General features: G+C 63.4%; 11 protein-coding genes and 1 pseudogene. 4 read left to right on the plus strand and 8 right to left on the minus strand.

Features of this window, described 5'->3' with window-relative positions; translation table 11 throughout:
• Positions 1–8 precede the first annotated feature (8 nt).
• From HX613_RS08825 to HX613_RS08835, 3 genes and pseudogenes are all read right to left on the minus strand, one after another.
• Positions 9–1,213 (minus strand): annotated as a pseudogene (locus HX613_RS08825) (acyl-CoA dehydrogenase family protein).
• The gene (locus HX613_RS08830) at positions 1,197–2,096 is read right to left on the minus strand and encodes an SDR family oxidoreductase (RefSeq protein WP_235344984.1); all 900 of its coding nucleotides are present in this window, start codon (positions 2,094–2,096) and stop codon (positions 1,197–1,199) included. Before HX613_RS08830 ends, HX613_RS08825 begins: the two are co-directional and overlap by 17 nt.
• Positions 2,093–3,127 carry a phosphotransferase family protein gene (locus tag HX613_RS08835; RefSeq protein WP_235344985.1) on the minus strand — a complete coding sequence of 345 codons (1,035 nt, stop codon included), beginning with the start codon at positions 3,125–3,127 and terminating at the stop codon, positions 2,093–2,095. The genes HX613_RS08830 and HX613_RS08835 overlap by 4 nt, the downstream gene beginning before the upstream one ends.
• 153 nt (positions 3,128–3,280) lie before the next feature.
• Between HX613_RS08835 and HX613_RS08840 the strand changes: the two genes are divergently transcribed.
• Complete coding sequence (locus tag HX613_RS08840; protein ID WP_235344986.1) at positions 3,281–4,252, plus strand: NADPH:quinone oxidoreductase family protein; 972 nt, start codon at positions 3,281–3,283, stop codon at positions 4,250–4,252.
• Here the strand turns inward: HX613_RS08840 and HX613_RS08845 are convergent, their stop codons facing one another.
• Complete coding sequence (locus tag HX613_RS08845) at positions 4,253–5,419, minus strand: acyl-CoA dehydrogenase family protein (protein ID WP_235344987.1); 1,167 nt, start codon at positions 5,417–5,419, stop codon at positions 4,253–4,255.
• Between the two features lie 37 nt (positions 5,420–5,456).
• Positions 5,457–6,599, minus strand: coding sequence for a thiolase family protein (locus HX613_RS08850; protein WP_235344988.1), 1,143 nt, complete (start codon positions 6,597–6,599; stop codon positions 5,457–5,459).
• 135 nt (positions 6,600–6,734) lie between these two features.
• On the opposite strand from HX613_RS08850, the gene HX613_RS08855 reads away from it, so the two are divergent.
• The 3 genes from HX613_RS08855 to HX613_RS08865 are packed head-to-tail and all read left to right on the plus strand — an operon-like array spanning position 6,735 to position 9,327.
• Positions 6,735–6,989 (plus strand): SDR family NAD(P)-dependent oxidoreductase, encoded by a 255-nt coding sequence (locus HX613_RS08855; protein WP_235344989.1) that lies wholly within the window; start codon positions 6,735–6,737, stop codon positions 6,987–6,989.
• On the plus strand, positions 6,986–7,684 hold the full coding sequence (locus tag HX613_RS08860; RefSeq protein WP_235344990.1) for a TetR/AcrR family transcriptional regulator: 699 nt from the start codon (positions 6,986–6,988) through the stop codon (positions 7,682–7,684). The genes HX613_RS08855 and HX613_RS08860 overlap by 4 nt, the downstream gene beginning before the upstream one ends.
• 44 nt (positions 7,685–7,728) lie before the next feature.
• Entirely contained in the window at positions 7,729–9,327 is a 1,599-nt protein-coding gene (locus tag HX613_RS08865) for an AMP-binding protein (protein ID WP_235344991.1), read from the plus strand.
• A 31-nt stretch (positions 9,328–9,358) separates the two neighbouring features.
• Here HX613_RS08865 and HX613_RS08870 read toward each other — a convergent pair whose 3' ends face one another.
• The 3 genes from HX613_RS08870 to HX613_RS08880 all read right to left on the minus strand — a co-directional run bounded on the left by HX613_RS08870 (position 9,359) and on the right by HX613_RS08880 (position 12,758).
• A complete protein-coding gene (locus HX613_RS08870; RefSeq protein WP_235344992.1) occupies positions 9,359–9,574 on the minus strand; it encodes a hypothetical protein in 216 nt (71 codons plus the stop codon).
• 99 nt (positions 9,575–9,673) lie between these two features.
• Positions 9,674–10,783, minus strand: coding sequence for a nuclease-related domain-containing DEAD/DEAH box helicase (locus HX613_RS08875; protein WP_235344993.1), 1,110 nt, complete (start codon positions 10,781–10,783; stop codon positions 9,674–9,676).
• 25 nt (positions 10,784–10,808) lie between these two features.
• Positions 10,809–12,758, minus strand: coding sequence for a TRAP transporter permease (locus HX613_RS08880; protein WP_235344994.1), 1,950 nt, complete (start codon positions 12,756–12,758; stop codon positions 10,809–10,811).
• Positions 12,759–12,810 lie beyond the last annotated feature (52 nt).

The raw sequence follows: 12,810 nt of genomic DNA on the forward strand, positions 1-12,810 counted from the left end.
TTCTCCGGCTACTTGCGGTACTTCTTCATCTCGTTCCGAGCGATTGAGCGTTTGTGCACCTCATCGGGGCCATCGGCCAGACGCAACGTGCGCATGTGCGCCCACATGCTGGCCAGTGGGAAGTCCTCGGTGACACCGGCACCGCCGTGGACCTGGATCGCGCGATCGATGATCTTCAATGCCATGGCGGGTGCGACGACCTTGATCTCAGCGATCTCGTTCTTCGCGACCTTGTTGCCGTGCTTGTCCATCATGTCCGCCGCATGCAGCGTCAGCAGCCTGGCCTGATCGATCTCGATCCGGGCCTCGGCGATCCAGTCCTGGATGTTCGCGCGAGACGACAGCTTCTCACCGAAGGTCACCCGTTCCTCGGCGCGCTTGACCATGAGCTCCAACGCCCGCTCGGCCGCACCGATCGCACGCATGCAGTGGTGGATTCGGCCCGGCCCAGACGGGCCTGACTGATCGCGAAGCCCTCGCCTTCGCCCTTGAGGATGTCGCTGGCGGGGACGCGGACATCTTCGAAGGTGATCTCGGCGTGGCCCTCCCGATCGTGATAGCCGAAGACGGGAAGGTTGCGCACCACGGTGACACCCGGGGCATCGATCGGGACGACGAGCATCGACTGCTGACGGTGCACCTCGGCATCGGGGGAGGTTTTGCCCATGACGATGAGGACACGGCAGTGAGGGTGCATGCCGTTCGAGGCGAACCATTTGCGGCCGTTGAGGACGAATCCGTCATCTGTGGGCTCCATGCGCATCTCGACGTTCGTGGCATCGGAGCTGGCGACAGCGGGTTCGGTCATGGCGAAGGCCGAGGCGATCTCACCGTTGAGCAGAGGCCCCAGGTACTTCTCCTTGTGCTCATCGGTACCGAAGCGGGTGAAGACTTCCATGTTGCCCGTGTCAGGGGCGTTGCAGTTGATGGATTCGGGGGCGATCTCGATGCTGTGCCCGGTGATCTCGGCCAGCGGAGCGTATTCGAGGTTCGTCAGCCCCGGCCCCCACTGGGGATCGGGGTGGAAGAGGTTCCACAATCCCTGGCTCTTGGCCTCGGCCTTGAGATCCTCGAGGATCTGCGGCTGAGTGTGCGGGCTGTCTGCCGCGGCCATCTGCTGGGCATAGACGGACTCCGCGGGGTAGACGAAGTCGTCCATGAACCTTCTCAGACGTTCCTGATAGTCGCGGCCGCGTTCAGTCGTTTCCAGCATGTGTGGTCTCCTCTTTGAGTCGGTACGCTTCGTTGAGCCGGTTCTGATAGCGGCTCATGCCTTTGAGCCAGCGGTCGTAGTCGCTGCCCTTCATGCGGTACATGTCGAGCACCTCGGGGTGGGGGAGGATGAGGAACTGCTCAGCTTCGACGGCATCGAGAGCGACGTTCGCGACGGCGGCGGGCGTGAGCACCGTGCCGGCTTCGGTGACTGCTGCCTGTGCCGGCCCGTCGGCACCACTGGCGCGCAGCAGGTCGGTGTCGACGCCCATCGGAGCGATGACCGAAGCCCGGATTCCGTCCTCGCGGTAGGTCAGGGACAGCCATTCGGCGAACCCGACCGAGGCGTGCTTGGTCACCGAATACGCGGCCGATCCGATCTGGGTGAGCAGGCCCGCCGCCGAGGCGGTCGCAACGAAATATCCTGCCCCGGCCTCCTGCCAGCGGGGGATGAGGGCTTGGGCTGCGCGGATGTGGGCGCGCAGGTTGACGTCGATGATGGCGTCCCAGTCGCCGTCGGAATCACCGAGTCCCGCGGGACCGATGATGCCGGCGTTCGCGAAGTACATGTCGACTCCGCCGAGGCGGTCGTCGGCGAAGGCGATGAGATCGTCGATTCCGTCGACCGAGGATGCGTCTCCCACCCATGCGTGGACTGTGGCGGTGGAGCCGAGTCCCGCGGCAGTGTCGGTGACTGAGGGGGCGAGATCGGCGAGGACCACTCGGGCTCCGCGCGCGATCAGTTCGGTCGCCAGCGCCGCACCGATCCCGCCGGCACCGCCGGTGACGATGACGCGCTTGTCGGCAAGGGGGATCTTCACACCGTTGCCGGAGACCCTCGTGTCGCCGATGGAGACTCTCGTGTTGTTCTCAGGTGCGTTCATGACTTCTCCAGAAGGGTCAGAGCCTGGCGAGCGAGGTCTTCGACGCCGGCGCCGGCGGTTTCCGGATCGAGGTCGAGGTCGCCCATCTTGCCGGTCACCAGGCGCGTGTAGACACCTTCGCGGATGCACGCGAGCTTCCACATCGCGAAGGCCTCGTAGTAGCCGACGTCGTGGACCTCGTGTCCGCTGACCTCCTGGTAGCGGTCGATGATCTCCTCGGCTTCCGGGAAACCGAGGTCGGGGGTCGGCACCCAGATGCTCGTGTAGTCCGTGGGCACCGTGAGCATCGCGACGAAGTATCCCAGATCGGTGAGCACCTCGCCGACTGCCGTGAGCTCCCAGTCGACGACGGCGTTGACGCTGCCGTCGGGGGCGAAGATCATGTTGTTGGGTTTGAAGTCGCCGTGGGCCAGACCAACGGGGCTGCCGGCCGGATCTGGCATTCTCTGGGCAAGAGCGTCGTGGACCTCACGGATGATGGGGATGTCGCGCATGGAGATCTCTTCGACCTGCCCGAGCCAGCGTCGCAGCTGCCGTTCGATGAGACCGCCGTTTCGGCGCAGATCCCCGAGGCCGACCTCGTCGATGTCGACGCGATGGATCGCCGCCAGCGTATCGACCATGCCGAACGCGCACGTCCGCTTGTCGTCCGGTCGTGGTCCGGCAGGGATCCGCGCCCAATCGGAGGGTTCATTGATGGCGAACCCGGGGCAGTGATCCATGAAGACGAAGGGCACGTCGAGGACCTCAGGATCGTCGACGATGTCGATGACGTGGGGAACGGGCACGGCACTGTCAGACAGCGCTGCCATGATCCGACCCTCACGGGAGACGTTGTGGGCACTTCCACCGGAGTGACCGAGCGGCGGACGTCGGAGCACCCAGCGCGGGAGTCCGTCCACGGTGATCGTGAAAGTGAGATTTGAGCGTCCGATGGACATGACTTCGACGTCGAAGTCTGTGACTCCGAACCGGTCCTCAAGCCATCGCCCGATGGTTGAGGGATCGAATCCTGCAGGTGCTGTGGTCAACGTCGACCCTCCCGAGTGAACAATCGTTCAGTTTCAATCACAGTATTCAACCCAGACGTGGGAGTCAAGCTGAAATCGTGATGCCGGTCACCACCGAATGTGATAGTGATGAGTGGGTCATCCCACGCTTCTTTCATCCACAGTGAGGAAATCATGAGAGCCATTCGCGTTGCCACCCTGACCGGACCAGACGATGTTGAGCTTGCGGAAGTCGACCGGCCTACTCCGGGACAGGGCGAGATCCTCATCGAGGTCGCCTATGCCGGGGTGACGTTTCCCGAACTGCTCCAGACCAGGGGCATGTACCAGGTCAAGCATGACCTGCCCTTCGTCCTCGGGTCGGAGGCGGCCGGCATCGTCGCCGAGGCGGGCCCTGGGTCCCGGTTCTCCGAAGGTGACCGTGTGGCTGCGATTCCCGGCAAAGGCTCATTCGCGGAGTTCATGGTCGCCTCCGACGAACAGACAGTGCCCGTGCCTGACGGCATCAGCCTGGCCCACGCTGCTGGAATGCCGATGAACGTGCTCACCGCGGACTTCGCGCTGCGCTTGAGGGCGCAGGCGAAGGCCGGACAGTCCATCCTCGTCCATGGCGCAGCCGGAGGACTCGGATCGGCGGCGGTGCAGATGGCGCTGGCCATCGGCCTCGAAGTCATCGGCGTGGTCTCGACCGAGGCCAAGGCCCAGACGGTGCGCGAGCTCGGCGCCACACATGTGGTCATGGCAGAGGGCTTCAAGGACGCGACCAAGGAGATCTATCCGAACGGAGTCGACTATGTCTTCGACCCGGTCGGCGGGGACCGCTTCACCGACTCGACCCGAGTCCTCGCGCCCTACGGCCGACTTCTCGTCCTCGGATTCACCGCCGGTGAGATCCCCTCGGTCAAGGTCAACCGTCTGCTGCTGAAGAACATCTCCGTCGACGGTGTGGCCTGGGGTGCCGCGACCCGCGAGCGGCCCGGCTACATCGCCGAACAGTGGGACGCGATCTCTGACTATGTGGCTGCGGGCAAGCTCAATCCCGCGATCCACGGCACCTACCCGCTCAGCGACGCTGCGACCGCGATCGGCGAACTCGACTCACGCAGCGTCCAGGGAAAGGTGCTCCTCGAAGTCAAAGGCGAGTGACTACTTCCTGCGGTAGCGCTTGGCGATATCGCGGCCGACGAGTTCCTTCATCACCTCGTTCGATCCGCCGAATATCGCCTGGACGCGGCTGTCCTTGAACGCACGGGTGATCGGGTATTCGAGCATGTAGCCATAGCCCCCGAAGAGCTGCAGACACCGGTTGATGACCTCGATCTCGAGATCAGACCCGAGGTACTTCGCCTTGGCCGCATCGACGGGAGACAACTCTCCGGCGTTGAGGGCCAGGGCGCAGCGGTCGACGAATGCTTCGAGGGCATCGACGCGGGTCTCGAGCTCGGCGAGCTCGAAGCGCGTGTTCTGGAAGTCACCGATCGTCCGCCCGAAGGCCGGCCTGGTGAAGACGTACTCGCCTGTCCATGCAAGTGCTGCCCTGGCGCCCGCCAACGTCCCGGATCCGATGAGCATGCGTTCGGTCGGCAGATTGACCATGAGGTGGATGAAGCCTTGGTCGAGCTCGCCGAGGAGGGCATCGGCGGGCACGCGCACATCGGAGAACGACAGCTCCGAGGTGTCCTGGGCATCCATGCCCAGCTTCTTGAGCTTGCGTCCTCGTTCGAAGCCCGGTGTGCCGTCATCGACGATGAACAGGGAGGTGCCCTGGGATGGTTTGGCATCGGGGTTGGTGCGTGCGACGACGATGACGAAGTCGCAGTGATAGCCGTTGGTGATGAAGGTCTTCGCACCGTTGATCACCCAGTCGTCGCCGTCGCGTACGGCCTTGGTCGTGATGCCCTGGAGGTCCGAGCCGGCATTCGGTTCGGTCATGGCGATCGCACCGATCGACTCGCCCGAGGCCAGGCCCGGCAGGTACTTCTCCTTCTGAGTCTGGGTGCCGAAGGCCAGAAGATAGCCGGGAACGATGCCGTCGGACACGCCCCATCCACTCGTGGTCCCGCCGACACCTCGGCGGGCGATCTCTTCGCTGCGGACCATCTCGAAACGGAAGTCGTCGACCCCGGCCCCTCCGAATTCTCCGGGGATGGTCAGGCCGATGACGCCTGCCTCGGCGGCCTTCTTCCACATCGATCTGTCGACGAGATGGTCTTCCTCCCAGGCCTCGACATGGGGTACGACCTCACGGTCGAGGAAGGTCGCGACTGTGCCGCGGAAGGCTTCGTGGTCCTCGTTGTACAGGTTTCTCTTCACAGGTGGTGTCCTCTTCGTTGATCGGGTTCAAGCAGTTTCAGAGCAGTTCGAGGATGGTGGCGTTGGCCTGTCCGCCGCCCTCGCACATCGACTGCAGACCGTAGCGGATCCCCTGCTGCTGCATGTGGTGGATCATCGTCGTCATCAGCCTCGCACCCGAGCCGCCGAGGGGGTGGCCCAGTGCGATGGCCCCGCCGTTGGGGTTGAGGCGGTTGATGTCGGCGCCGGTCTCGGCCAGCCAGGCCAGGGGCACCGAAGCGAAGGCTTCGTTGATCTCGAAGACTCCGATGTCGTCGATGGAGAGCCCGGATCTCTTCAGCGCCTTCGCGGTCGCGGGGATGGGGCCGGTGAGCATGATGACGGGATCGGCGCCGGCGAGGACGGCTGTGTGCACCTTCGCAATCGGAGTCAGGCCAAGTTCCTTGGCCTTGGCCGAGGCCATCAGCAGCAGGGCTGCCGAACCGTCTGAGATCTGGGAGGCGTTGCCTGCAGTGACGACGCCGTCCTGTTTGAACACAGTGTCGAGACCGGCCAGCGTGTCCACACTGGTGCCGCGGCGGATGCCCTCATCGGTTCTGACCTCTCCGGCCTGCGTGGGGACGGGGATGATCTGTGAGTCGAAGCGACCGGCATCGGTGGCTGCGGCTGCGAGTTCGTGGGAGCGCACGGCGAGTTCGTCGAGCTGGGTGCGGCTGAGCTTCCACTGTTCGGCGATCATCTCAGCGCCGATGCCCTGGTTCGGCTTGACGTTGTCATAGCGGGCGTTGAACTTCTCACCGTATGGGGACGCGCCGGCGGCAGATGAGCCCATGGGTACGCGGGACATCGACTCGACGCCGCCTGCCACGACGACATCGTACTGACCGGCGATGAGCCCGGCCGCAGCGAAGTGCACGGCCTGCTGCGAGGAGCCGCATTGCCGGTCGACGGTGACGCCGGGCACTGACTCGGGGAGCCCGGCGGATAGCGCGACGGTGCGCGCGATGTCACCGGTCTGTTCGCCGGACTGGGACACGCATCCGAAGATGACGTCGTCGATGGCTGCCGGATCGATTCCGGTCTGGGCAACGACATCGGCCACGGCAGTGGCGCCCAGGTCGGCCGGATGGATGCCCGAGAACATGCCCTTGCGCTTGCCGGTCGGTGTGCGTCGTGCGGCGACGATGACTGCGTCGTTCATCTGTGCTCCTCTGTGACCCAGACAACTGAATGTGCGTTAAGATTTTCACGAAGACGAGAAACAGTCAAGACAGACCGTAAGTTCGCCAGGTAGTGGTTTCGGCGGATGCAGAGTCGAATGCAGAGGAGTCATCAGATGGAGATTCGCGACCAGGTTGCTCTCATCACCGGCGGAGCCTCGGGGCTCGGCCTGGCCACGGCGAAGCGACTGCTGGCGGCCGGGGGAAAAGTGCTCATTGTCGATCTGCCGAGCGCACGCGGGGACGATGCGGCCGCCGAACTCGGCGAGCCCGATGAGTACGCGTCACTGGCTGAGCACATCGTGTCCAACCCGATGCTCAATGGGGAGGTCATCAGGCTCGACGGTGCGATCCGGATGGCCCCGAAGTGACTGTGGGTCAGCCCGAAGCACCCGAAGCCGGAGGCAGGCAGCCCGACCGCGTGGGTCAGGCGGATCGGACCGCGCGATCGAAGGAACTCATCCTCGATGCGACGATCGAATGCCTTCTCGCCGAAGGATATTCGGCGACGACCACGATGAAGATCCAGGCCAAGGCCGGCGTGACCCGGGGCAGGCTTCTGCACCATTTTCCGTCGAAGCGGGAGCTGCTCACAGCTGCGGTCACGCGCCTCGGGCAGCAGCGTCTGAACCGGAACCTCGAGGACCGCACCGACGACTTCAGCCGCTCCCTGGTCAGACAGCGTCCGCCCGCCGGTGAGGTGGGACCGCGCTCCGACTGGGCCGTGACGACCTTGTGGGCGGGACTGATGCACTCGAGTTTCTTCACCGCACTCGAGCTGTGGATCGCGTCGCGGACCGACGATGCGCTCGCCGACAAGGTCAGAGCGCACGAGAAGAACGTGTTCGAGAGAGTGAGGGAGAACGCCCGCGAGCTGTTCGGCCCTGTCATCGCAGCACAGGCAGGGTACGACCACATGTTCTCCGTGCTCTTCTCGAGCATGCGAGGGATGGCCGTGACCTACACGTTCTCCCACCTCGACCCCCAAACCGAACCGATGATCGCAACCTGGCAGCAGATCGCACGATCCCTCCTGACCGATGCACCTGCCGAGGACCGAGCCTGAACCGACTCGATGACCACCGATGTCGACGATGACAAGGAAGTGACATGTATCCAGGAAAATGGGCCGCGAGGAACCCCGACAAACCCGCGCTCATCATGGCTGACACCGAGGCGGTGCTCACCTTCGGCGAACTCGAGGACCGGTCCCTGCGGCTGGCCAACCACCTGCGCTCGGTAGGCTTTGAGAAGGGCGATCACATTGCGGTCATGGCAGAGAACCGGTTCGAGATCATCGAAGCCCTGTGGGCAGCCCTGCGCACAGGGGCGATCATCACGGTCGTCAATTCTCACCTGACTGCAGCGGAATCGGCTTACATCGTCGATGACTGCGATGCCCGAGCTATTCTCCTGTCGACCCGGTTGGAGAAGTCGAGCGAGGTCGCCGCCGAGTGCCAGCAGGTCGAGAACCGGATCCGCATCGATGTCGCCCCCGACGGTGAGGCGAGGGAGGTCTTCGCCGGCTGGGATGAGTATGAAGCGGTGCTCGCGGCCGCCTCGGCGGATCAGCCCGAGGTCGAGCCTCGCGGTGACGACATGCTCTACTCCTCGGGCACGACCGGACGACCGAAGGGCATCCTGCCCGGAGCCACCGATCTGCTCATCGGGGACGAGGACGTTCCGCTCATCAGCTTGTTCCGCACCCTCTACGGATTCGACGATGAGACGGTCTACCTCTCTCCCGCGCCTCTCTACCACGCGGCACCTCTGCGGTTCGTGATGACGACGCACTCCCAGGGCGGCACCGTCGTCGTCATGCCCCGCTTCGACGCCGAGGAGGCTCTGAGCCTGATCGAGAAGCACCGTGTCACGCACTCGCAGTGGGTGCCCACGATGTTCATCCGGATGCTCAAACTGCCCGACGAGGTGCGACGTTCCTTCGACGTCTCCAGTCTGAAGGTGGCCATCCATGCCGCCGCACCGTGCCCGCCCGAGGTCAAGCGGGCAATGATCGAGTGGTGGGGCCCGGTGATCTATGAGTACTATGCCGCGACCGAGAGCAACGGCATGACCATCATCGACAGCCAGCAGGCGCTGGAGAGACCGGGCTCGGTCGGCCGTGACGGGGTCAAGGGCATCGTCCACATCTGCGGACCCGACGGTGAGGAGCTGCCGCCCGGGGAGATCGGAGTCATTTACTTCGAAGCCACGGCGGCACTGTTCGAGTACTACAAGGACCCGTCGAAGACCGCGGCCTCCAGGCACCCGGATCATCCGGACACGTGGGCGACGACAGGGGACATGGGCTACCTCGACGAGGACAGGTTCCTCTACATCGCCGAGCGCAGCACGGGCCTCATCATCGTCGGGGGAGTCAACATCTACCCGCAGGAGATTGAGAATGAGCTCGCCCTGCGGCCCCAGATCGACGATGTAGCTGTGGTGGGTAGGGCCGATGTCGAACTGGGCCAGGTTCCCGTCGCATTTGTGCAGTTGGCTGATGATGTCGCCGAGGCGGGGCAGGCCGACGAGATCCGCAGCTGGCTGGTCGATCGCCTGGCCCGGTTCAAGATTCCCCGCGAGTTCTACTTCGTGCCGGAACTGCCGCGAACTCCGACCGGGAAGCTGGTCAAGCGGAAGCTGCCAGACCCTGCGACGCTGGCAGACCCTGCGACGATGGCAGACCCTGCGACGAAAGCTGGGTGAATCGCACTTGGGGGAGAGCAGTCAGTCGTCTTCAGGCGCCGTAGACCTGGCCGAAGGCACTCATGTCACCGACGGGGCGTTCGAGGCCATTGAACCCGAGGACGTGGTGGCCGTAGAAGACGTCTTCGGTGGCGAAGAACTGGTCCCAGTAGGCCGACGTTCCCTCGGTCTCGACGATCGATCGCTGCTCGGGATGTCTGCTGCCTGTGGTCAGCAATGCGATGTCGCCGGGGTTTCCAGCCGGCATCCATGAGAGCTTCGACCTGGGAAGCCGGCCACGATCTGCTCGGAGTTGCGCAGATTCTCATCGAGTTGGATCGGGTTCATCGTGATCGGGGATTCGCCCTCACGGCCGAAGATCCGCTGCCGTTCGTCGGTGAAGACGTAGAGTGTGCCGTCGACTTGATTGCGCAGGCACGATTGGACGGCCTCCCACCACAGGAGGCTGAAGTCCTGGCCCTCGTCGATGACGATCGCGTCGAAGAGCATCTTCCGCGGACGCTCGTCCGCGAGGTCTTTGAGCTGCAACGGCAGGCGGCGCTCCCAGTATTCGCAAATCGTCATCGCTGCCGGGTGCCGCTCTCCACGAGATCGGCAGATCATGGAACAGGCCCACGTATGCGGGACGATCGCCTTCGGGCCATTGGGCGGTGAAGAGCTGGAGGAACCGGCCCAGGCCGCGGGAATAGCACATGAGGGCGACCCGTCTGCCTTCGCGAGTGAGCGACTGGGCCTTGAGCAGCGCCAGGTAGGTCTTGCCCGAGCCTGCACCGCCGCTGATCTCGGCCCGGTTCTGATGGCGCAGAATGCTGATGAGCTTCGCCTGTTCCCGGCTGAGCTCATCGGCGCGGTCGGAGATCTCCGTGGCCCTGAGGCTGACATTCTCCACCGCCTGATTCGTCCGACGTAGGTTCTTGAGGACGAATACGTGGGGAGTGGAGATACTGTCGCGCTCAGGGTTGAAGTCGTATCTCAACTGGGTGGAGATGACATTGGCGACCGACCCGAGCTGCGTGGAGTCGACGAGCTGGCGCCGAGGTGCGTCCGGTTGGTCCCAGTCCTCGGGCAGCTGAGTGTAGGGCAGCACCGCAAGATGGCTGATGGGCCCGGGCAACGTTGAGACCCTAGTCCGCAGGTAGTCGACGAGGGTGTGCTTGGCGACCATCGCCTGCTCGAGCGGGGAGACCTTGAGTCGATTGCGATGACCCTGGGAATCCTGCGTGTTCCAACGACCATCCTCGACGCCGACCCGACCGCCCTTGACCTCGATGACGGCAATGCCGAACCCGGGCCAGAGCACCAGGATGTCGATCTCGACGTCCTTATCGTCCCCGGTCAGGCGCTGGCCGTGAACCATCGTCGTGTCGTCGGGAAGCTGCTCGCACAGGGCATTCCACACTGCCGCCTCGGCGGTGGAACCATTGAAATCAGGCTGCTGCGGAATCAACGTGACCATGGCTCGAGACTAGCCGAGGATAGGACTATTTCTCAGCAAGCATGGATTCTTCTGATGGAGCGTCTTTGTCGATTCCGAGCGGAGTGTGCTCGCCCCCGAGGTTCCAGAAGCGGGTGACGAAGAAGCAGACGGCTCCGAGGGCTACGCCAATGACCGAGAATGCGAACTCTGGCGCAAATGTAAGCAATCCAGCCACGATGAGGAGGGCCCGCATCACCCAGTTGGGCCTACGTCCGACGATGACCAGCCAGCCTTCGAAGGCGCATCCGAGGAAGAAGACCCCGACGATGGCGAAGACGAAGGTGATGAGGACTTCGGGCAACGGTGCTTGTGCGACGAGGGCAGGATTGAGCGCGAAGGCGAATGGGACCACATATTTCACGGCACCCAAGCGCATCGCGACCAGGGAAGTCTGCATCGGTGGAGTTCTCGCGATGTTCGCCGCGGCAAAGGATGCGAGGGCAACAGGGGGAGTGATGTAGGAAACCGTTGCCCAGTAGATGACGAAGAGATGACCGGCGATCGGATTGACTCCCAGCTCCACGAGAGCCGGAGCCATGACGATGGCCAGGAAGACATAGACTGCGGAGACCGTCATGCCCATGCCCAGGACAAACGACGTGATGGCTGCGGCGATGAGGACAAGAATGAGGTTGCCGGAGAACGCGTTGACGAGTTCGCGAGCCAGCGACAAGCTCACTCCGGTCATCGACAGGCCCCCGACGATCAATCCGACGCCGGCGATGATGCCGAGGATCTCGGCAATTGTCTTGCCCGAGCTGTAGAGGAACTCTCCGAATCCCTTGATGCCCATGCGGTACTTCTTGGAGAAGACTGCCACGACGAGAAGGAATCCAACGATCCAGTAGGGAGCCTGGCTCTCATTCTTCTGGATCACCAGGAGGAGGACCAGGCCTAAGAGAGCCGCGAGATAAGCCCAACCGAATACAACGACTTTGCCGACGTTGGGCAGAAGATTCTTCGCAACGCCTTTCAAGCCCGACTTGGCAGAATAGGCGTCAGCCTGAACGAAGATTCCGATGTAGTACAGAAGAGCCGGGATGACAGCGGCCAGGGCAATCTGTCCGTATGGGACGCCGACGAAGGACACCATCAGGAAGGCGGCGGTGCCCATGATCGGCGGCATGATCGTACCGCCGGTGGCGGCCGTCGCTTCGATTCCGGCCGCGTAGCGTCCGGTGAAGCCCGCCTTCTTCATCGCCGGGATGGTCATCGGACCAGTGGTGAGCACGTTGGAGACGGCGGACCCACTCATCATCCCCATGAATGCCGAAGAGATGACTGAGACTTTGGCGGAGCCCCCGCGGAAACGGCCGAACAGACCCATCGCCAGATCGTAGAAGAACGTTGCCCCGCCGGAGTGCTGAAGTGCGACTCCGAAGAGCAGGAAGCCGACGAGAATAGTCGCACCGGTCTGGAGAGGCAGTCCCAGGATGGAGTCCACACCCATGGCATGGATCTGTGCGGCAGTTTTGATGTCGAAGGGGATTCCCTGCAGGAATGGGATCGGAATGTAGGCAGTGAATATGGGGTACAGGGAGAAGACCAGGGCGATGATCGTGACGACGAGGCCAGCCGTGCGGCGCAGAGCTTCGAGCACCACGATCCAGAACACGAATGACAGTGCTGAGGCAGTGGGCACCGGTGCGTAGTCCCATCCCAGGGTCACGATATTTTCTGCGTTGACGCAGAAGTAGGCGCACGTGGCCAAGGTGATGAGGGCCAACGCGATGTCGTAGATGGAGACCGGTCTGTCATTCTGGGACTTCTTCGTAGGGAAGACGATGAAGACGATGGGAAGGAACGCGGCGAGGACGGCGTACATGTACGCGTTCTTCAGCAGCGAGATTCCGCCCGGATTCCAGAAGAACGCCTGGTTCATCGCAATGAGCACACCGATCACGGTGAGCGTGATGACGGTGGCTTTCCAGAAAGGGGTGATTCGGACGTTCATTGTCGTTCCTCAACTGATTCGCGGCCTGGGCGCTGGCGGTGTCGTGGTGCTG

This window comes from Brevibacterium sp. UCMA 11754 (assembly GCF_021532275.1).
In the GTDB taxonomy this organism is placed as follows: domain Bacteria; phylum Actinomycetota; class Actinomycetes; order Actinomycetales; family Brevibacteriaceae; genus Brevibacterium.